Origin of the sequence: Pseudomonas sp. BSw22131 (genome assembly GCF_026810445.1) — a bacterium.
GTDB lineage: Bacteria > Pseudomonadota > Gammaproteobacteria > Pseudomonadales > Pseudomonadaceae > Aquipseudomonas > Aquipseudomonas huanghezhanensis.
This window is the reverse complement of record NZ_CP113949.1, coordinates 3630699-3650771: the sequence shown is the minus strand read 5'-3', so window position 1 is coordinate 3650771 and position 20073 is coordinate 3630699. Positions and strand designations below refer to the sequence as shown.

The 20073-nt window shown below is 58.8% G+C and carries 17 protein-coding genes; all 17 read right to left on the bottom strand.

Features of this window, described 5'->3' with window-relative positions:
- Positions 1-70: 70 nt before the first annotated feature.
- On the bottom strand, positions 71-1528 hold the full coding sequence (gene nuoN / locus OYW20_RS16380; protein WP_268796997.1) for an NADH-quinone oxidoreductase subunit NuoN: 1458 nt from the start codon (positions 1526-1528) through the stop codon (positions 71-73).
- A gap of 7 nt (positions 1529-1535) precedes the next feature.
- Positions 1536-3068 carry an NADH-quinone oxidoreductase subunit M gene (nuoM, locus tag OYW20_RS16375; protein ID WP_268796996.1) on the bottom strand — a complete coding sequence of 511 codons (1533 nt, stop codon included), beginning with the start codon at positions 3066-3068 and terminating at the stop codon, positions 1536-1538.
- Positions 3069-3120: 52 nt separating this feature from the next.
- A complete protein-coding gene (gene nuoL, locus OYW20_RS16370) occupies positions 3121-4968 on the bottom strand; it encodes an NADH-quinone oxidoreductase subunit L (RefSeq protein ID WP_268796995.1) in 1848 nt (615 codons plus the stop codon).
- Complete coding sequence (nuoK, locus tag OYW20_RS16365) at positions 4965-5273, bottom strand: NADH-quinone oxidoreductase subunit NuoK (protein WP_268796994.1); 309 nt, start codon at positions 5271-5273, stop codon at positions 4965-4967. Before nuoK ends, nuoL begins: the two co-directional genes overlap by 4 nt.
- A 4-nt stretch (positions 5274-5277) precedes the next feature.
- On the bottom strand, positions 5278-5775 hold the full coding sequence (nuoJ, locus tag OYW20_RS16360; protein WP_268796993.1) for an NADH-quinone oxidoreductase subunit J: 498 nt from the start codon (positions 5773-5775) through the stop codon (positions 5278-5280).
- A gap of 9 nt (positions 5776-5784) precedes the next feature.
- Positions 5785-6333: an NADH-quinone oxidoreductase subunit NuoI gene (gene nuoI / locus OYW20_RS16355; RefSeq protein WP_268796992.1), complete on the bottom strand. Its 549-nt coding sequence runs from the start codon at positions 6331-6333 to the stop codon at positions 5785-5787.
- An 11-nt stretch (positions 6334-6344) separates the two neighbouring features.
- Positions 6345-7352, bottom strand: coding sequence for an NADH-quinone oxidoreductase subunit NuoH (gene nuoH, locus OYW20_RS16350; protein WP_268796991.1), 1008 nt, complete (start codon positions 7350-7352; stop codon positions 6345-6347).
- Complete coding sequence (nuoG, locus tag OYW20_RS16345) at positions 7349-10066, bottom strand: NADH-quinone oxidoreductase subunit NuoG (RefSeq protein ID WP_268796990.1); 2718 nt, start codon at positions 10064-10066, stop codon at positions 7349-7351. Before nuoG ends, nuoH begins: the two co-directional genes overlap by 4 nt.
- Before the next feature lie 138 nt (positions 10067-10204).
- A complete protein-coding gene (gene nuoF, locus OYW20_RS16340; RefSeq protein ID WP_268796989.1) occupies positions 10205-11563 on the bottom strand; it encodes an NADH-quinone oxidoreductase subunit NuoF in 1359 nt (452 codons plus the stop codon).
- A complete protein-coding gene (gene nuoE, locus OYW20_RS16335) occupies positions 11560-12057 on the bottom strand; it encodes an NADH-quinone oxidoreductase subunit NuoE (protein ID WP_268796988.1) in 498 nt (165 codons plus the stop codon). The genes nuoF and nuoE overlap by 4 nt, the downstream gene beginning before the upstream one ends.
- 2 nt (positions 12058-12059) lie before the next feature.
- Positions 12060-13841, bottom strand: a complete 1782-nt coding sequence (gene nuoC, locus OYW20_RS16330) for an NADH-quinone oxidoreductase subunit C/D (protein ID WP_268796987.1) — start codon at positions 13839-13841, stop codon at positions 12060-12062.
- A gap of 74 nt (positions 13842-13915) precedes the next feature.
- Positions 13916-14590 carry a NuoB/complex I 20 kDa subunit family protein gene (locus OYW20_RS16325; RefSeq protein WP_155583991.1) on the bottom strand — a complete coding sequence of 225 codons (675 nt, stop codon included), beginning with the start codon at positions 14588-14590 and terminating at the stop codon, positions 13916-13918.
- Between the two features lie 10 nt (positions 14591-14600).
- Positions 14601-15014, bottom strand: a complete 414-nt coding sequence (locus tag OYW20_RS16320) for an NADH-quinone oxidoreductase subunit A (RefSeq protein ID WP_268796984.1) — start codon at positions 15012-15014, stop codon at positions 14601-14603.
- 540 nt (positions 15015-15554) lie between these two features.
- Positions 15555-16880 (bottom strand): isocitrate lyase, encoded by a 1326-nt coding sequence (gene aceA / locus OYW20_RS16315; protein WP_268796983.1) that lies wholly within the window; start codon positions 16878-16880, stop codon positions 15555-15557.
- 575 nt (positions 16881-17455) lie between these two features.
- Positions 17456-18244 (bottom strand): secretin N-terminal domain-containing protein, encoded by a 789-nt coding sequence (locus OYW20_RS16310; RefSeq protein WP_268796982.1) that lies wholly within the window; start codon positions 18242-18244, stop codon positions 17456-17458.
- Between the two features lie 215 nt (positions 18245-18459).
- Positions 18460-18885, bottom strand: a complete 426-nt coding sequence (locus OYW20_RS16305) for a GNAT family N-acetyltransferase (protein WP_268796981.1) — start codon at positions 18883-18885, stop codon at positions 18460-18462.
- Entirely contained in the window at positions 18878-20044 is a 1167-nt protein-coding gene (locus OYW20_RS16300) for a ribosomal protein uL16 3-hydroxylase (RefSeq protein ID WP_268796980.1), read from the bottom strand. Before OYW20_RS16300 ends, OYW20_RS16305 begins: the two co-directional genes overlap by 8 nt.
- Positions 20045-20073: the final 29 nt, after the last annotated feature.

Here is a 20073-nt window from a genome sequence, read left to right as displayed (position 1 = left end):
CAAAGCCCCCGAAAAACGCCCACAAAAAAACCCTGCTAAAGCGCAGGGTTTTTTGTACCTCAGAGATCCATCACAAGCCGGCGTGCTGCACCAGAGTCAGCAGCGGTTGCGGATAAACCCCGAGGAAGAACGCCAGCAGCGCAATCCCCAACAGCATCACACCACCCGCACGCTGCGCCCAGTTGAACGGGGCGTCGTGGCGCTGGATCTTCGAATCCTGCAAATACAGCGTCACCATCACGCGCAGATAGTAGAAAACACCAATCGCGCTACCCACCACCAGCGATCCGGTCAGCCACCACAAGTGCGACTCGACGCCCGTCGCGATGATGTAGAACTTACCGATGAAACCCGCCGTCAGCGGAATACCCGCCAGCGACAGCATCATGACCGTCAACACCGCAGTCAGGTACGGACGACGCCAGAACAGGCCTCGGTATTCAAACATCGCGTCAGCGTCACGACCGCTGTAAGGCGACGACATCAGCGTGATCACACCGAAAGCGCCCAGGCTGGTCAGCACATAGGTCACCAGGTAAACGCTGATGGCTTCAACCGCCATGCCCTTGCTCGCCACCATCGCGATCATCAGGTAACCGAAGTGCGCGATCGACGAATAACCCAGCAGGCGCTTGAGGTTGGTCTGCGTGAGCGCCAACAGGTTACCCACCAGAATCGAAGCCACCGCGATAACAGACATCACATCCGTCAACACGCCACTGCTGGCCGCTGGCGAGATCTGAAACAACCGCACCATTACCGCGAACACCGCCACTTTACTGGCCGTGGCGAGGAAAGCGGCGACTGGAGCAGGCGCGCCTTCGTACACGTCCGGCGTCCACAGGTGGAAAGGTACGAGCGAGAGCTTGAAGCCCAGACCCACCAGCATCATGCCCAGGCCCAGCGATGCAAGCGTGCTTGGCATGCCGGTGGCTTCAATCGCCTTGCCGATACCGCTGAAGCTCAACGTGCCCGCGTCTGCGTAGAGCAATGCCATGCCGAACAGCAGGAAAGCAGAACCTGCCGCTGACAGCACCATGTACTTGATACCGCCTTCCAGCGAGCGCTTGTTGAAGAATGCATACGCCACCAGCCCGTAGACCGGCACCGACAGCAGTTCCAGGCCGATGAACAACCCGGCCAGATGCTGCGCCGCTACCAACACCAGCCCGCCAGCAGCCGCCATCAGGATCAGCAGGTAAAGTTCTTCGCGGTTACCGGGATAACCGGCTTTGCCCTCACCCAGATACGCATGAGCGAGGGTGACGCAAGCCAGTGTGGAAACCAGAATGATCGCCATATACAAACAGGCGAACGCGTCGATCTGCAGCAGGGGCGTCACCACCAGCGGCGCGACCTTGAGGGCCGGATAGATTGACAGCAGGGCCAGGTTGAGTCCTGCAACAGTCAGCAGGAATGATTGGGAGTGATTGCGACGCCATGCGATCCCGAGCATCACCACAACAATGGTGATGCTGGTAATCAGCAGCGGCGCCAGCGCAATAAAGTGTTGAATCGTCAGGTCCATAGCGCTCTTACCGGGCCGAAGCGAGTTGAGTGAAGGCGGTGCCGAGCCATTGCTGCACGCCGTGCATGGTTGCGGCGGACATGTCGAGGATCGGCTGCGGGTAAACCCCGAGCAGAACCAGCAACACCGCCAGACCGAGCACCATCGTCAATTCCCGTCCATCCATACCCTTCAAGACGTCATCCGATTTGGACGGGCCGAAGTAGGCGCGATGGATCATGATCAGCGAGTAGACCGAGCCAAACACCAGACCAGACGTCGCGATGGCCGAGATCCAAGGCGTCGCGACGAAAGCACCTAACAGAATCAGGAACTCGCCAACGAAGTTACCGGTGCCTGGCAGCCCGAGTGACGCGGCGGCAAAGAACAGGCTGATCGCTGGCAGATAAGCAATCTTGTTCCACAATCCTCCCATTTGGCGCATGTCACGGGTGTGCAGGCGCTCGTACAACTGGCCGCTGAGAATAAACAGCGCCGCCGCCGACAGGCCGTGAGCGAGCATTTGAACGACGACACCCTGCAGCGCTTGCTGGCTGCCTGAGTAGATGCCGATCAGGACAAAACCCATGTGCGAGACGCTGGAAAACGCGATCAGGCGCTTGATGTCGGTCTGCGCAAACGCCAGGAATGCGCCGTAGAAAATACCGATCAGGCCAAGGGTCATCGCAATCGGCGCAAATTCCGCCGATGCGTTGGGGAACAACGGCAGGGCAAAACGCAGCAAACCATAGGCAGCGGTTTTCAGCAGGATACCGGCCAGATCGACCGAACCTGCAGTAGGCGCTTGAGCGTGAGCGTCCGGCAGCCAGGAGTGCAGCGGCACAATCGGCAGCTTCACCGCGAAGGCAATGAAGAAGCCCAGCATCAGGATGTATTCAGTGCCGCTGGACAGTTTGGCCTTCAGCAACTCGGCGTAGCTGAACGTGATCACGCCGGTCTGGTTGAAGTTGACCAGCACCAGACCCAGGATCGCCACCAACATGATCAGGCCGCTGGCCTGAGTGAAGATGAAGAACTTGGTTGCTGCATAGATCCGGGTTTTCTTGCCGTCTGCCGAGCTGTGACCCCAGAGCGCGATGAGGAAATACATCGGCACCAGCATCATTTCCCAGAAGAAGAAGAACATGAACAGGTCGATGGCCAGAAACACGCCAACCACACCGCCCAGGATCCACATCAGGTTGAGGTGGAAGAAACCAACGTTACGCTGAATCTCCTTCCACGAGCACAGCACCGACAGCACGCCGAGCAGGCCGGTCAGCAGGATCATCAGCAACGACAGGCCATCAAGCGCCAGGTGAACGCTGATACCAAAACGTTCGATCCACAGGTGCTTGAATTCAAGGGCCCACGTAGGATCGGCGCCGGGAGCGGGTGCGTAACTGAAGTCTCCAGTGCTCCACAGCCACAGGCCCAAAGCCGTTTCGAGGGACATCGTCAACAGCGCAATCCAGCGCGGCAGGGTAGGGCCGAAGCGCTCACCTTGCCAGCACAGCAGGCCGCCGATAAAGGGGATCAGGATTAGCCAAGGCAGAATCATGACGGGCTCAATTCCTTTCGCAAATTCGCAAGGTTCATGTCAGATCGACTCATCAGACCAGCACAATCGCGCCGAGTACCAGAACGGCACCTGCGGCGATCGAAGCGGCGTACCAACGCAGTTGACCGGTCTCGGTGCGGCTCATCAGGACATGACCGCCTTTGACCAGACGAGGGATTACACCGATTGTGTGGTCGAGCGGGTCGCCACGCAGGAGGTGACTGATCGCCAGATACGGCTTGACGAACAGCTTGTCGTAGACCCAATCGAAGCCCCACGCCGCAAACCACCAGGCAGAAAGGAAACGACCCGGACCGCTGTTGGCGATGGCCGTGGCCAGGCGACGCTTGCCCAGGAACAGCAACGCTGCCAGCAGAATGCCAGCCAGCGCGATAGCGCCCGAGGCGATTTCCAGACTGTGCTTGGCTTCGCCGCCTGCATGTCCGACGCTCTGTGGCAGCACGCCGGCCAGCGGTGGATGAATCCACGCCCCGATGAAGGTCGACAGCACGATCAGCACGCCCAGTGGTAGCCAGTGTGCAATGCCGTGGCCCGCATGCGCTTCGGTCTTCGCTTCGCCGTGGAAGGCGATGAAGATCAGGCGGAAGGTGTACAGCGAAGTCATGAACGCGCCGAGGAGGCCGGCGTAGAGCAGATAATCATGACCGCTGGCGAAGGCTTCCCAGAGGATTTCGTCCTTTGAGTAGAAACCTGCGGTCAGCAGTGGCAGGGCAGACAGTGCGGCGCCGCCGACGATGAAGCTGGCGTACGCCAACGGCAGTTTCTTCCACAGGCCGCCCATCTTGAAGATGTTCTGCTCGTGATGGCAGGCAACGATGACCGCACCGGATGCAAGGAACAACAGCGCCTTGAAGAAGGCGTGGGTCATCAGGTGGAAGATCGCGCCTTCCCAAGCGCCAACGCCCAGCGCCAGGAACATGTAGCCAATCTGGCTCATGGTCGAGTAGGCGAGGATACGTTTGATATCGGTCTGCACCAGCGCGGCAAAACCCGCCAGCACCAGCGTCACACCGCCGACGATACCGACCAGGTGCAGGATGTCCGGCGCCAGGGCGAAAAGGCCATGAGTACGGGCGATCAGGTAAACACCCGCCGTTACCATCGTTGCTGCGTGGATCAGTGCCGAAACCGGTGTAGGACCGGCCATCGCATCCGCCAGCCAGGTTTGCAGCGGCAGTTGCGCGGATTTACCGACAGCGCCGCCCAGCAGCATCAGCGTCGCCAGCACGATCCAGAAGTCGCCGACCTTGAAGTGCTCGGGCGCACGCACCAGCAATTCCTGAATGTTCAAAGTGCCCAACTGCTGGAACAGGATGAACAGACCGATGGCCATGAACACGTCGCCGATACGGGTCACGATGAACGCTTTGAGTGCGGCATTGCCGTTGTTGCGGTTGCTGTAATAGAAACCGATCAACAAGTACGAGCACAGGCCCACGCCTTCCCAACCGAAGTACAGGAACAACAGGTTATCGCCCAGGATCAGGAACAGCATGCTGGCAATGAACAGGTTGGTGTACGCGAAGAAGCGCGAGTAGCCGTCTTCACCGCGCATGTACCAGGACGCGAACAGGTGAATCAGAAAGCCCACGCCGACCACGACGCCAAGCATGGTGATGGACAGCCCATCGACATACAGCGCGAAGTTGGGCGCGAAGCCGTCCACCGACATCCAGCGCCACAGCACCAGGGTCATGTGCCCGCCTTCAGGAGGCGAAACGTTGAACTGCCAGATGACGTAGGCGGCGACGATGGCCGATAGGCCAATGGAGCCGACACCGATCACGGCAGAGAGGTTTTCCGACCATTTGCCGCGTGAGAACGACAGCAGTAGAAAACCGATCAGGGGGAATACGAAAGTCAGAAAGAGTAGGTTCATCCGCGCATCTCGCTGGCAGCATCGATATCGAGCGTGTGGAAGCGGCGGTACAGCTGCAGCAGGATCGCCAGGCCGATACTGGCCTCGGCAGCGGCAAGGCTGATCACCAGAATGAACATGATCTGACCGTCTGGTTGCGCCCAGCGGCTACCCGCGACGACGAAAGCCAGCGCGGCAGAGTTCATCATTATCTCCAGGCTCATCAACACGAAAAGTATGTTGCGGCGTACCAACAGGCCCGCCAGGCCGAGGCAGAACAGGATGCCGGCGACTGCCAGCCCGTGTTCGAGAGGGATTGCATTCATGGCTTTACTCCTTCGCCTCGCGGCCGAGGTGGAACGCCGTCACCGCTGCGGCAAGCAACAGCATCGAGGCGAGTTCAACCACCAGCAGGTAAGGGCCGAACAGGCTGATGCCAACTGCTTTCGCGTCAACAGTGGTATGGCCGATACCGGCGCCGGTCGGGTTGGCGAACAGCACATACAGCAGTTCGGCCAACAGCAGACCGCACAGCAGGATGGGCCCAAGCCAGATGCCGGGTTTGAGCCAGTCGCGTTCTTGCTGCACCGAGGCTGGGCCCAGGTTCAGCATCATCACCACGAACACGAACAGCACCATGATGGCGCCAGCGTAGGCGATCACTTCCAGCACACCGGCAAACGGTGCGCCAAGAGCAAAGAAGGTCATGGCCACGGCGATCAGCGAAATGATCAGGTAGAGCAGGGCGTGCACCGGGTTGGTGTTGGTGATCACCCGAAAGGTGGCCACAACAGCAATACCGGATGCGAAATAGAAAGCGAATTCCATCTTTCTTCCTTAAGGCAGCAAGCTCTTGACGTTGATCGGCTGGGCTTCGTTCTGCGCAGAGCCTTTGGGCTTGCCAGCAATCGCCATACCCGCAACGCGGTAGAAGTTGTAATCAGGGTTCTTGCCGGGGCCGGAGATCAACAGATCTTCCTTCTCGTACACCAGATCCTGACGTTTGAACTCAGCCATCTCGAAATCCGGCGTCAGCTGGATTGCAGTGGTCGGGCAAGCTTCCTCGCACAGACCGCAAAAGATGCAGCGCGAAAAGTTGATGCGGAAGAAGTCCGGGTACCAGCGACCGTCTTCGGTTTCAGCTTTCTGCAGCGAGATGCAACCCACCGGGCAGGCCACGGCGCACAGGTTGCAGGCCACGCAGCGCTCTTCGCCGTCGGGGTCGCGGGTCAGGACGATACGGCCACGGTAGCGCGGCGGCAGGTAAACAGCTTCTTCCGGGTATTGCAGGGTGTCGCGCTTGCGAAAGCCATGACCAAAGATCATGACCATGCTGCGCAACTGGGTACCGGTACCCTTAATGATGTCGCCAATATATTTGAACATGGGTCAAATCCTCACTGAACCGAGCCCGCTGGCGTGTTCAACAACACGATCGCAGCGGTCACCAGCAGATTGATCAGGGTCAGCGGCAGGCAGAATTTCCAGCTGAAATCCATCACTTGGTCATAGCGCGGACGAGGGATCGAGGCCCGCAGCAAAATGAAGATCATGATGAAAAACGCGGTTTTCAGTACAAACCACATGAAAGACAGCTGCGGCAGGATGTTGAACGGGCCGTGCCAGCCACCGAAGAACAACGTCACCAGCAACGCCGAGATCAGGATGATGCCAATGTATTCACCGACGAAGAACATGCCCCATTTCATGCCGGCGTATTCAATGTGGTAGCCGTCGGCCAGTTCCTGCTCTGCTTCCGGTTGGTCGAAGGGGTGACGGTGAGTCACTGCAACGCCTGCGACAAAGAACGTACAGAAGCCGAAGAACTGGGGAATGATGAACCACAGGTTGTCCGCCTGGTAGGCAACGATGTCGCCCATGTTGAACGAACCGGCCTGAACCACGATGCCCATCAGTGACAGGCCCATGAACACTTCGTAAGACACGGTCTGCGCCGAGGCTCGCAAGCTGCCGAGCAAGGCGTACTTGTTGTTGCTCGACCAACCGGCGAACAGCACCGCATAGACCGACAAACCAGCCATCGCAAAGAAGAACAGCAGGCCGATGTTCAGGTCCGCGATAACCCATGTCTGGGTAATCGGGATGATCGAGAAGCAGATCAACAGGGCGCTCATGGCGACCACCGGCGCCAGAGTGAAGATCACCTTGTCGACGAAGGGCGGGTTCCAGTCTTCCTTGAAAAACATCTTCAGCATGTCGGCAGCAATCTGGAACATGCCGAACGGTCCGACGCGGTTCGGACCGTAACGGTCCTGCCACCAGCCCAGCAGACGGCGTTCGACGAAGCTAAGCAGCGCGCCGCAGACCACAACGGCCAGCAACACCACGATTGCCTTGAGGGCCGCGATGATCGAATCGATCACTTCAGGGGTGAACCACGTCATTGCGCTGCCTCCTGCAGACCGTCCACGGTTTTGCCGAATACGGCCGCAGGAATGCCCGCCAGACCCGATGGCAAACCAACCAGTCCCGCGCCCATCTCTTCATTGATGCGCAGCGGCAGACGCAAAGTCTGGCCCGCAACGTTGAGGCTTAGCAGAGCACCTTCATTGACGCCCAGGCGATCCGCTTCGGATTTGGCCAGAGCGACGTAAGCCTGAGGGATGCGTTCCTGAACCGGAGCCGCTCGGGAGGACATTTCGTCGCTGCCGAACAGGTGGTAGAACGGCACGACCTGCCAGGTGCCCTGCGCTGGCGCAAAAGCACGCGGCACGTTGCTGAACCAGCTCAGATTGTCGCCGCTGCTTTCGATCAGGCGCACGCCCGGATCGCCGGCTCGCAAGTGACCGCCGACTTCGTCTTGGAACTTGTTCCAAGCCTGTGGCGAGTTCCAGCCCGGAGACCAGGCGAATGGCACTTGCTGGCGCGGCTCGACCGAGCCCGAATAGCCTTCCATCGAGAACGAAAACGCCGAGTCGACGTCCTGCGTAGTCCGTGGCTCGTGCACGCTGATGTTGGCGCGCATGGCGGTCCGGCCGCTGTAACGCAGCGGTTCGCGGGCCAGTTTCAAGCCCTTGATGCGGAACGCAGCAGACGGTGCGGCACCGACGATGCCCGCCAGCTGCGTGTTGCTCTTGGCAACGGCAGCGGTCACGTGGTCGAGTTGAGTCCAGTCCACCGGTTGATTCAGCAGGGTGGCGCGCAGGGCATGCAGCCAGCGCCAGCCTTCGTGAATCTTGATGCTGGCGTCCAGATACGTCGGATCGTAAACCTGGAAGAAGCGCTGGGCGCGACCTTCCTGGCTGACCAGCGTACCGTCACCTTCGGCAAAGCTTGCAGCCGGCAGCACCAGATGGGCGCGGTCTGAGGTTGCAGTCTTCTGATGATCGGCAACGATCACCACCTTCGCAGCCTTCAGCGCAGCATCGACCGTTGCAGCATCAACGCGGGTGAACAGATCGTTCTCCAGTACCACAAGCGCGTCGGCCTTGCCCGAAATCACCGCTTGCAGCGCATCATCCAGCGAGTCGCCACCGAACAGGGCCAGGCCCATGCTGTTGGCTTCCGGCACGATCAACGTCAGAGAGCCTTGCTTGTCGCGCAGCTTCAACGCCTTGGCGATGTTGGCGGCCGCTTCGATCAGCGCGTTGGAACCCAGTGAACTGCCGGAGACAATCAGCGGGCGTTTGGCGTCGAGCAGGGCGGTTGCGATACGTTGCGCCAGCTCCAGCGCTTCGCTGTCCAGACCGACGACAGCAGGTGCGCTTGGGTCAATGGCGTGTGCAACGGCGAAGCCGATCCGGGCCAGATCCTCAGGCGCTGCATGAACGCATTCTTCGGCGATGTCATCGAGACGGGTTTCAGCCAGGCTGGCGATGAACAGCGGGTTGAGCTCGTGCTGAGCGATGTTCTTCACTGCAGCGTCGAGCCATGGCTGGACTTTCATCGCAGCGGCCATGTCTTCGGCTTTGTTTTTGACCGACTGACGCAAGCCCAGGGCCATGCGCGCAGCGGTTTGCGTCACGTCTTCGCCAAGAATGAAGACAGCGTCATGCTCTTCGATTTCACGCATTGTCGGAATCGGCAGCGGGCTGTCTTTCAGAACCTTGGCGATCAGGCGAATACGTTCCAGCTCACCGGCTTCGATGCCGGAGTAGAAGTGCTCGGCGCCGACCAGTTCGCGCAGGGCGAAGTTGCTTTCAAGGCTGGCGCGGGGCGAACCGATGCCGATGATGTTGCGACCACGCAGCAACTCAGCTGCTTTGTCGAGCGCAGCGTCGAGGCTCAGCTTGACGTTGCCGTCGGCCAGCATCGGTTGGCGAGGACGGTCTTCACGGTTGACGTAGCCATACCCGAAACGGCCACGGTCACACAGGAAGTACTGGTTCACCGAGCCGTTGTAGCGGTTTTCGATGCGGCGGATTTCGCCATAACGCTCACCCGGGCTGATGTTGCAACCGCTGGAGCAGCCGTGACAGATGCTCGGCGAGAACTGCATGTCCCATTTACGGTTGTAGCGCTCGGAGTGGGTCTTGTCGGTGAACACACCGGTCGGGCAGACCTCGGTGAGGTTGCCCGAGAACTCGCTTTCCAGCACGCCGTCTTCAACGCGACCGAAGTACACGTTGTCGTGGGCGCCGAAAACGCCCAGGTCGGTGCCACCGGCGTAGTCTTTATAGAAACGTACGCAGCGGTAGCAGGCGATGCAGCGGTTCATCTCGTGGGAAATGAACGGGCCGAGGTCCTGGTTCTGGTGCGTGCGTTTGGTGAAGCGATAACGGCGCTCGTTGTGGCCGGTCATCACTGTCATGTCTTGCAGGTGGCAGTGACCGCCTTCTTCGCAGACCGGGCAGTCGTGCGGGTGGTTAGTCATCAGCCATTCGACGACGCTGGCGCGAAACACTTTCGCTTCTTCGTCTTCGATGGAAATCCAGCTGCCGTCGGTGGCAGGGGTCATGCAGGACATGACGATACGACCACGGGTGTCGTTTTCGTCGGTGTACTGCTTGACCGCGCACTGGCGACAGGCGCCAACGCTGCCAAGTGCCGGGTGCCAGCAGAAATAAGGGATGTCGAGGCCCAGCGACAGACACGCCTGTAACAGGTTGTCTGCGCCATCGACCTCAAGCGCTTTGCCGTCTACGTGAATAGTAGCCATGGTTCAAAGTTCTTCGTTGGCCCGGTGTCAGGGGGCGTGGCTAATGGAATCTCGGTGCTACCCGACTCAAACAGCCTGTCAAGGCGTCATCGGGTACGAAGTCGGCCGCTTGATTGGCTGCCGACTTTTTCTATCTTGTTATGCGCCAACCACCGTCGGACTGCTGACTTGAGTCAGGCTGCCCGGACGTGCCGGGGCGATACCTGCTTCGAACTCAGACCGGAAATACTTGATGGCGGCGCCCAGTGGTTCGACGGCGCCCGGTGCGTGAGCACAAAACGTCTTGCCAGGGCCAAGGAAGTTAACCAGGCCCAGCAGCGTCTCGATATCGCCCGGTTGACCCTCGCCTTGTTCGATGGAACGCAGGATTTTCACGCTCCACGGCAAGCCGTCGCGGCAAGGTGTGCAGAAGCCACACGATTCCTGGGCGAAGAACTCTTCCAGGTTGCGCATCAGCGAGACCATGTTGACCTTGTCATCAACAGCCATCGCCATGCCGGTACCCATCCGCGTGCCCACTTTGGCAACACCGCCTGCATAGAACTGGCAATCCAGATGCTCAGGGAGCAGAAAGCCTGTGCCTGCACCACCGGGTTGCCAGCACTTGAGCTTGAAGCCGTCACGCATACCGCCCGCGTAGTCTTCGAACAACTCGCGTGCCGGCAAGCCGAATGGCAATTCCCACAGGCCCGGGTTCTTCACCTTGCCGGAGAAGCCCATGATCTTGGTGCCCATGTCTTCGCTGCCCGGACGCGCGATGGCTTTGTACCAATCGTTGCCGTTGTTGACGATGGCCGGGACGTTGCAAAGGGTTTCGACGTTGTTCACGCACGTAGGCTTGCCCCACACGCCAACAGCGGCGGGGAAGGGCGGCTTGGAACGCGGGTTGGCGCGACGGCCTTCCAGGGAGTTGATCAGTGCGGTTTCTTCGCCGCAGATATAACGCCCGGCGCCGGTGTGCACGATCAGTTCGAAATCAAAGCCGGTGCCCAGGATGTTCTTGCCCAGCAGACCTGCGGCCTTGGCTTCAGCCACTGCGCGATTCAGGTGCCTGGCAGCAGTCACGTATTCGCCACGCAGGAAGATATAGCCACGGTAGGCCTTCAATGCGCGAGCACTGATGAGCATGCCTTCAACCAGCAGATGGGGCAGTTGCTCCATCAGCATGCGGTCTTTCCAGGTGTTGGGCTCCATTTCATCGGCGTTACACAGCAGGTAACGGATGTTCATGGATTCGTCTTTAGGCATCAGCCCCCACTTCACGCCAGTGGGAAAGCCTGCGCCGCCGCGGCCTTTGAGGCCGGAGTCTTTGACCGCCTGGACGATTTCATCGGGCGACTGCGTTGCGAACGCTTTGCGCGCCGCTGCGTAACCGTCTTTGGCCTGGTATTCGTCTAGCCACACCGGTTCGCCGTCATCGCGCAGACGCCAGGTCAGCGGATGGGTTTCCGGGGCGCGTTGAATCAGGTTGGCCGGGCCGAAGGATGTAATGGTCATACGTAACCCTCCAGCAAGGTGGCAACGCCAGCTGGCTGTAGATTGCCGAAAGTATCGTCGTCGATCATGACCGCAGGCGCCTTGTCACAGTTGCCCAGGCAGCAGGCAGGCAACAGGGTGAAGCGGCCGTCGGCGGTGGTTTGCCCCAGGCCGATGCCCAGCTTGCTCTGGATCTCGCTGACGATGTCTTCGTGACCGGCGATGAAGCAGACCATGCTGTTGCACACGCGAATGATGTGGCGGCCCACCGGCTGACGGAAGATCTGGCTGTAGAACGTCGCCACACCCTCAACGTCGCTGGCGGGAATGCCGAGCACGTCGCCGATGGCGTAGATCGCGCCGTCCGGCACCCAGCCGCGTTCCTTCTGAACGATCTTCAGGGCTTCGATGGACGCCGCACGCGGGTCTTCGTAGTGATGCATTTCGTGCTCGATGGCCGAGCGCTCGGTTTCGCTCAGGGCGAAACGATCTGTCTGGATAAGCGTGCTATTCATGCTTAGCGGTCCACGTCAGCCATAACGAAGTCGATACTACCCAGGTAAGCAATCAAGTCCGCGACCATGCTGCCTTTGATCACCGAAGGGATCTGTTGCAGATGCGGGAAGCTTGGGGTGCGGATCCGGGTACGGTAGCTCATGGTGCCGCCGTCGCTCGTCAGGTAATAACTGTTGATGCCCTTGGTCGCTTCAATCATCTGGAAGGATTCCTGAGCCGGCATGACCGGGCCCCACGAAACCTGCAGGAAGTGCGTGATCAGGGTCTCGATGTGCTGCAAGGTGCGCTCTTTGGGCGGCGGCGTGGTCAGCGGATGATCCGCCTTGTACGGGCCTTCAGGCATGTTGCGCATGCACTGGTCAATGATCTTGATGCTCTGACGCATCTCTTCGACGCGCACGATGCAACGGTCATAAGCGTCGCCATTCACGGCCAGCGGCACTTCAAACTCGAAGTTCTGGTAGCCCGAATATGGACGCGCCTTACGCAGGTCGAAATCGCAACCTGTAGAACGCAGGCCGGCGCCGGTGACGCCCCATTCCAGCGCTTCCTTGGTGTTGTAGGCAGCGACGCCGATGGTCCGGCCTTTCAGAATGCTGTTATCCAGCGCAGCCTTTTGGTATTCGTCCAGGCGTTTTGGCAGCCACTCGACGAAGTCCTTGACCAGTTTTTCCCAACCGCGCGGCAGGTCGTGAGCAACGCCACCGATGCGGTACCAGGCCGGGTGCAGACGGAAGCCGGTGATGGCTTCGATCACGGTGTAGGCTTTCTGCCTGTCGGTGAAGGTGAAGAACACTGGGGTCATGGCGCCGACGTCCTGGATGTAAGTCCCCAGGAACAGCAGGTGGCTGGTGATGCGGAAGAACTCGGCCATCATGATGCGGATGGTGTCGACCTTATCCGGCACCTTGATGCCAGCCAGCTTCTCGACCGCCAGCACGTACGGCAGGTTATTCATCACGCCGCCGAGGTAATCGATGCGGTCGGTGTACGGAATAAAGCTGTGCCAGGACTGACGCTCTGCCATCTTCTCTGCGCCACGGTGGTGGTAGCCCACGTCCGGCACACAGTCGACGATTTCTTCGCCATCCAGCTGCAGCACGATCCGGAACGCACCGTGAGCAGAAGGGTGGTTCGGGCCCAGGTTGAGGAACATGTAGTCCTCGTTGGTGCCGGAACGCTTCATACCCCAGTCTTCCGGGCGGAAACGTGCGGCTTCTTCTTCCAGCTGCTGTTTGGCCAGGGTCAGGCTGTACGGATCGAATTCCGTGGCGCGGGCAGGGTAGTCCTTGCGCAGCGGGTGACCTTCCCAGGTGGGCGGCATCATGATGCGGCTCATGTGCGGGTGGCCGGCAAAGTCGATGCCGAACATGTCCCACACTTCGCGCTCGTACCAATTGGCGTTGGGCCAGATGCTGGTGATGGTCGGCACGCTGAGGTCGCCCTCGGACAGCGCGACTTTGATCATCACGTCACTGTTCCGCTCGACCGAGAGCAGGTGATAGAAGACCGTGAAGTCAGCGCCCGGCAAGCCACGGCGCTTGGTGCGCAGACGCTCATCCACACCGTGCAGGTCGTACAGCATCGAGTACGGCTTGGGCACGTTGCGCAGGAAAGTCATGATTTCAAACAGCTTGGCGCGCTCGACCCACAGCACCGGCATGCCGGTACGGGTGTGCTGGGCGGTGAACGCCTCGGCGCCAAAACGGTTGTTCAGTTCAACGACGACATCTTGGTCGTCAGCCTTGTAAGGCGGGATGTACAGAGCACTGCCTGTAGTCATGGTTTTTTTATCGCTTTGGGTCAACGTAAAGAATGAAGCCAGCTACGCGTTTCTTTGTAAGGAACAGGTCTGGATCAGACTTCGTCGGGGCTGCGCAGGTTGGTGACTGCGATTCGCTGTTCGCGGCGCTGTTCCTTTTGCGACGGCATCTCGGCGCGATATACGCCTTGATCACCGACAACCCAGGAAAGAGGGCGACGCTCCTTGCCGATGGATTCCTGCAACAGCATCAAGCCTTGCAAAAATGCTTCGGGGCGGGGCGGGCAGCCGGGCACGTAGACATCCACGGGCAGGAATTTGTCCACGCCCTGGACCACCGAGTAGATGTCGTACATGCCACCGGAGTTGGCGCACGAACCCATGGAAATGACCCATTTAGGTTCGAGCATTTGCTCGTAGAGACGCTGAATGATCGGCGCCATCTTGATGAAGCAGGTACCGGCGATAACCATGAAATCCGCCTGACGCGGCGATGCCCGGATGACCTCGGCGCCGAAGCGTGCGATGTCGTGGGGCGCCGTGAAGGCGGTGGTCATTTCCACGTAGCAGCAGGAAAGGCCGAAGTTGTAGGGCCAAAGGGAGTTCTTACGTCCCCAGTTGACCGCACCGTTCAGCACGTCTTCGAGCTTGCCCATGTAAATGTTTTTGTGGACTTGGTCTTCTAACGGATCGGAAACGGTTTCCCGTTCGCCGATAGGGTACTGCTCGTTAGGAGCATCCGGGTCGATCCTGGTGAGATTGTATTGCATTGCCAAAGCCTCATTGTTTTAGCTTCGCTTGCCGGTTACGACGGCCTTCAGGCGCCCAGTCAAGAGCCCCCACACGCCATAGGTAGACAAGACCTGCCAACAGAATTGCTATGAAAACGAGAGCTTCGGCGAATCCGGTCCAGCCGCTTTCGCGAACGGACACAGACCAGGCAAAGAGAAAAAGGGCTTCAATGTCGAAGATCACGAAGAGCATCGCGACCAGATAGAATTTTGCGGAAAGACGCAGCCGGGCGCCGCCCGTTGGAAGCATGCCGGATTCGAACGGTTCGTTTTTGCTACGACCCCAGGCTTTGGAACCCAGGAGGCTGGAGAGGCCGAGCATGAAGGCACAGAGCCCGACGACACCCAAAAGGAAAATGGCGAAGCCCCAGTTGTGGGCAATCAAACCTGTCGATTCGGGCATGCTGGCAGTCCTTATCAGAGAGCAAAGGTCTCTGTGCTTGAAAAGAGATTAGGCAGTGACGATATGTCGCAGTGAATCAATCTCAGCGATTTTATGTGCAAACCAGAGGCAAGTAAATTTTCTGCATCAAATTTATTCACAGGATTAATGAGACAGGTCATGGTTTTATCACTAAGAGCCATGTGCTGCGGGCGTCACGCCTGTTTTCATTAATTGTGTTTCACACATCCTGTGACCGAGAACGTCAGTGTTAAATGATAATTAATATCATTTAAGTTTCATCAGGTTGTTTGTGCACCCCTTTTTCAACAAAGTTTAGGGGTCAAGTGCTAACCATAGCTTGGATAATTAAGGCCGTTAATTAATCTTTGCCTGTCTTGGATAGGAGCTGACGAGCCTGGGCGAGGCTTCGATCGAGGTCTGTCTGAGACACCGCCATCTCAGCCTCGCCCGGGCTAGTCAGCTGCCGCAAAAGCAGGCCATTGGCGCGAAAAAAAAGCCGCCTTTTCGGGCGGCCTTCTGTTCGGCGAGAATTGCTGCTTAGTGGAACTGGTCTTCTTCGGTCGAGCCGGTCAACGCGGTGACCGAAGATTTACCACCCTGGATCACAGTGGTCATGTCATCGAAGTAGCCGGTGCCCACTTCCTGCTGGTGCGCGACGAAGGTGTAGCCTTTTGCCGCGTCCGCGAACTCCTGTTCTTGCAGTTTTACGTAGGCAGTCATGTCGTTTCGGGCGTAGTCGTGCGCCAGGTTGAACATGCTGTGCCACATGTTGTGGATCCCCGCCAGCGTAATGAACTGGTGCTTGTAGCCCATCGCCGACAGCTCGCGCTGGAATTTGGCGATGGTCGCGTCGTCCAGATTTTTCTTCCAGTTGAAAGAAGGCGAGCAGTTGTAGGACAGCAACTGGTCCGGGTATTCCTTCTTGATCGCTTCGGCGAAGCGGCGTGCTTCATCCAGGTCTGGTTTGGCCGTCTCACACCAGATCAAGTCGGCGTAAGGGGCGTAGGCCAGGCCGCGAGCGATGGCTTGGTCAAGGCCGGCGCGCACTTTATAGAAGCCTTCCGGTGTGCGAGTGCCAGTCACGAACGGCTGGTCATACGGGTCGCAATCGGATGTCAGCAAATCAGCTGCGTTGGCGTCGGTACGTGCCAGGATGATTGTAGGAACGCCGGCAACGTCAGCCGCCAGACGTGCAGCCACCAGTTTTTGTACCGCTTCCTGAGTGGGCACCAGAACCTTGCCGCCCATGTGTCCGCATTTTTTTACCGAGGCGAGCTGATCTTCGAAGTGAACGCCAGCCGCGCCCGCTTCGATCATGCTTTTCATCAATTCGTAGGCGTTGAGAACGCCGCCGAAACCGGCTTCTGCGTCGGCCACGATCGGCGCGAAGTAGTCGATGTAGCCTTCATCGCCCGGGTTCTTGCCGGCTTTCCATTGAATCTGGTCGGCGCGACGGAATGAATTGTTGATACGTTTTACAACGGTGGGCACCGAGTCAACCGGGTACAGCGACTGGTCGGGGTACATCGATTCTGCCGAGTTGTTGTCCGCCGCGACCTGCCAGCCAGACAGGTAAATAGCCTGAATGCCCGCTTTGACTTGCTGCACCGCCTGACCGCCAGTGAGGGCGCCCATGCAGTTGACGAAATCCTTGTCCGGGCGGAAGGATGGTTTAGCGCCCTGCGTCACCAGCTTCCAGAGCTTGTCTGCGCCCAATTTTGCGAACGTGTGTTCAGGCTGAACCGAACCACGCAGGCGGACGACGTCAGCAGCCGAATATGTGCGAGTCACGCCTTTCCAGCGTGGATTCTCGGCCCAGTCTTTCTCGATGGCTGCAATTTGTTGTTCGCGTGTTTGTGCCATGGGGTAAACCTCGTCGCATCGTTCTTGAGTGGGTCTTGAGATGTAAGCGCCTGTGCTCCGCCAGATGAACGTCCCTGTGTGTCGCTGGCACGTCGATGGCCGCTCGCTGATCAGAAGAACCGTCAAGCCTGCATCAGGCGGGTGGCGACGTTTGAACGAAGGGATCAGAAGAGGAAAGCCTGGCAGGGCGGTGTCAGGACGTCTGCATTACCTTGGCTCGTGAATGCCATGTAGTGCATTCGTCAATGTGTTTCACCAACCGCCCAATAACGCTTCCGTCCCTTAGGAAAACTTCGTTCCAGTCGCGACCTCGTCAAAGTGCCTTTTGGGCGATACAGACACGAACCGGCTCAAGTTGGTTGGGTTAGAGCGTCGATCCGGAGGCTTTTGTGCAAGACTCTGATTAGCGGGAGCGAGGCAATGATGCAACGTCATTTTCGACTCGTCAAACGTTTTGTAGTGACTATTTAGCGGCACTACATATTTCCGGAAGCGACTCGCCGGTCAGTTTTTGGGCCTGCGGGTGTTGTGGGGAAGTACGGGCCGGGGGGCTCTTCAGCTCCTACAAGGGTGTTTCAGTTCAAACTGTCGACCTTCACCCGCAACGACATGTCGTCACGGCCTTGGGTAGAGTAACGGCGAATCACGCCTTGTTCGTCGGCGCGGGATTGATCACTGGTTCCGGCCAGTGTGATCCATTCGCCGAGCCTGCCGCTGACCTGCGTGTCGGTACTCTGTACCTTTATCGCGTCAGGCCGCTCCTCGTTCAGGCGGTCACGGTTGGTGCTGATGCTCAGATGGACAATGTCACCGGTCACGCTGGCGGTGACATAAAAGCCCTGGGTGACGTTGCGATACTCGGTGTTGCTCTGCGGATAACCGTAGCCGTCGGTTTGCGTGCTGGTGATTGGCACGCTCTGTCCGACCTGAATCAGCGCGGGGCTGCCTTCATTGGCCTGCACTTGCTGCACGCCGCCGTCACGGCTGGTAGAGCCGTAATTGATGATTCGCGTCTGGTTGCGTCCACTGACCTGGCCGTTCTGCGTGATCACCTGGCCGTTGACCGAATATCCAGAATTACTCTGGTTGCTGCTGTCGCTCGTGTCGACGCTGATCAACAAGCGTTTGGGCGCTGTGTCCAATTGACCGAGCAAGTCTCGGATTTCGCTGATCTTGCCGGGTTCCGCATTGATGATCAGCTTGTTGCCATACGCGCTGACCGTGCCTTCGTTTCCCAGAATGGACTTGACGGTGGGCAGCAGCTCATCGCTGGTGCGGTAGTTGAGCGGAACGACTTCAGTGGCTGCGACAGCAGTGAAACTACACGCCAACAGCAAAACAGCGAGCAGGGGAGGTAACGACATTTCGGTGATCTCCGCGATGGTGCATCAAGGCGTTAAGTTTGACAGTGTGTCGGCTCCAAAAGCGCCAAGTTGAATCGCAGACGGCAAAGCGCCCCGACACTTCCAGCATAGTCAGCTGAAAGCCGGGGCGTCCGCCACCTTGAATCGAGCGCTTCACCTACCCGTCCGAATGACGCTCGCCATTCAAACTCCTTACCGGTGACGCATCTCCCGGGCTATTTCGAGTTGCGGAGCATGTCTACGTGAGGCAGGCCCGCTTCCAGAAACTCGGCACTTACCACTGTGAAACCGAAGCGTTCATAGAACGCCGTGGCGTATACCTGTGCGCTGAGCTTCTGCTGTCGCAGTCCGCCGCGCTCCGCCTGTTCGATGGCCGCGTTGAGCAACGCGTCGCCCACGTTCAGGCCGCGCCAGTCCTTGAGTACCGAGAGGCGACCGATTTCGCCATCCGGCAACAAGCGCAAGGTGCCAATGGGGAAGTCCCCTTCGAACGCCAGAAAGTGCTGAGCGCCCGCATCTTCCGCGTCCCACTCGAGTTCGGGCGGAATCGATTGCTCGACGATGAACACGGCGTCGCGGATGCGGCGGATATCACTGTTGTCTTTGTGCCAGTTGGCCGTGTGTACGCGGATCTTATTCATCGGCAAATCCCAGACTTCCTTGTTTGACCAGTTCGCAGATCAGGTTGCGAGCGTCTTCATCGGCCAGCCATTGCCCGAGATTGTCCATGTGCAGCGCGTCAGCGGCGCAGATCAGCTTCAACAGCTCCCGAAGGTTGCCCGGCAGAAGACGGCTCTGGCCACTGGCGAACAGCAGCAGGTCGTCGTCTACTTCGGACCACGCCAACCGTGCACTTGGGTTGCGGATCAGCACGGCGCCCTGCTCCAGGCTGTCCAGCAGTTCGGTTTCTTCCAGTTCAGGTCCGACCACCAGCTCCGGATAACGTGGCTCGGTCATGAACTGGCCAAACCAGGTCAGCAGCAGGCGCTCATCACTCATATGTTCGTTCAGCAACGCTTTGAGACGGTCCAGTGCGTCGTGCTGAATCTGATGTGGATCGCTGACCGGCTGAGCATCGGCATCGGTATAGCGATCCTCGTCAGGGATGAACTGGCTGAGGAAGTCCGTGAAGTGAGTCAACACTTCGGCGGCGCTTGGCGCACGAAAGCCTACCGAGTACGTCATGCAGTCATCGACCGCGACGCCGCAGTGGGCCAGACGGGGCGGCAGGTATAGCATGTCGCCGGGTTCCAGCGTCCATTCTTCGGTGGCCTGGAAGTCAGACAGGATGCGCAGATCGGCATGCTCGAGCAGCGGAGTTTCGGCGTCGCACATCTGACCGATCTGCCAGTGACGTTTGCCGTGGCCTTGCAGCAGGAATACATCGTAGTTATCAAAGTGCGGGCCCACGCTGCCGCCTGGCGTGGCGAAGCTGATCATCACATCGTCGATGCGCCAGCTCGGCAAAAAGCGGAAGTGCTCCAACAGCTCGCTGACTTCTGGCACGAACTGGTCAACGGCCTGAACCAGCAACGTCCACTCGCGCTCCGGCAGTTGGCTGAATGCGTCTTCGGCGAACGGGCCGCGGCGCAGTTCCCATGGGCGCTCGCCATGCTCGATGACCAGACGTGATTCGACTTCTTCTTCCAGAGCCAGGCCTGCCAGTTCATCGGCGTCGATCGGATTCTGGAAGTCCGGAATGGCCTGACGGATCAGCAGGGGTTTTTTCTGCCAGTAGTCACGCAGAAAAGCGCGAGCACTGATGCCGCCAAGCAGCTGAAGAGGAATATCAGGATTCATGTGTAACCTATTGAAAAATTGCGTTTTGC

Excerpts from the sequence above, each read along its gene's own strand:
- nuoL (WP_268796995.1), bottom strand. The coding sequence starts at position 4,968 with ATGAACCTACTCTTTCTGACTTTCGTATTCCCCCTGATCGGTTTTCTA.
- aceA (WP_268796983.1), bottom strand. The coding sequence starts at position 16,880 with ATGGCACAAACACGCGAACAACAAATTGCAGCCATCGAGAAAGACTGG.
- nuoK (WP_268796994.1), bottom strand. The coding sequence starts at position 5,273 with ATGAATGCAATCCCTCTCGAACACGGGCTGGCAGTCGCCGGCATCCTG.
- OYW20_RS16325 (WP_155583991.1), bottom strand. The coding sequence starts at position 14,590 with ATGCAATACAATCTCACCAGGATCGACCCGGATGCTCCTAACGAGCAG.
- nuoF (WP_268796989.1), bottom strand. The coding sequence starts at position 11,563 with ATGACCATTACATCCTTCGGCCCGGCCAACCTGATTCAACGCGCCCCG.
- OYW20_RS16320 (WP_268796984.1), bottom strand. The coding sequence starts at position 15,014 with ATGCCCGAATCGACAGGTTTGATTGCCCACAACTGGGGCTTCGCCATT.
- OYW20_RS16305 (WP_268796981.1), bottom strand. The coding sequence starts at position 18,885 with ATGAATAAGATCCGCGTACACACGGCCAACTGGCACAAAGACAACAGT.
- nuoH (WP_268796991.1), bottom strand. The coding sequence starts at position 7,352 with ATGACGTGGTTCACCCCTGAAGTGATCGATTCGATCATCGCGGCCCTC.
- OYW20_RS16300 (WP_268796980.1), bottom strand. The coding sequence starts at position 20,044 with ATGAATCCTGATATTCCTCTTCAGCTGCTTGGCGGCATCAGTGCTCGC.
- nuoN (WP_268796997.1), bottom strand. The coding sequence starts at position 1,528 with ATGGACCTGACGATTCAACACTTTATTGCGCTGGCGCCGCTGCTGATT.
- nuoC (WP_268796987.1), bottom strand. The coding sequence starts at position 13,841 with ATGACTACAGGCAGTGCTCTGTACATCCCGCCTTACAAGGCTGACGAC.
- nuoE (WP_268796988.1), bottom strand. The coding sequence starts at position 12,057 with ATGAATAGCACGCTTATCCAGACAGATCGTTTCGCCCTGAGCGAAACC.
- OYW20_RS16310 (WP_268796982.1), bottom strand. The coding sequence starts at position 18,244 with ATGTCGTTACCTCCCCTGCTCGCTGTTTTGCTGTTGGCGTGTAGTTTC.
- nuoJ (WP_268796993.1), bottom strand. The coding sequence starts at position 5,775 with ATGGAATTCGCTTTCTATTTCGCATCCGGTATTGCTGTTGTGGCCACC.
- nuoG (WP_268796990.1), bottom strand. The coding sequence starts at position 10,066 with ATGGCTACTATTCACGTAGACGGCAAAGCGCTTGAGGTCGATGGCGCA.
- nuoM (WP_268796996.1), bottom strand. The coding sequence starts at position 3,068 with ATGATTCTGCCTTGGCTAATCCTGATCCCCTTTATCGGCGGCCTGCTG.
- nuoI (WP_268796992.1), bottom strand. The coding sequence starts at position 6,333 with ATGTTCAAATATATTGGCGACATCATTAAGGGTACCGGTACCCAGTTG.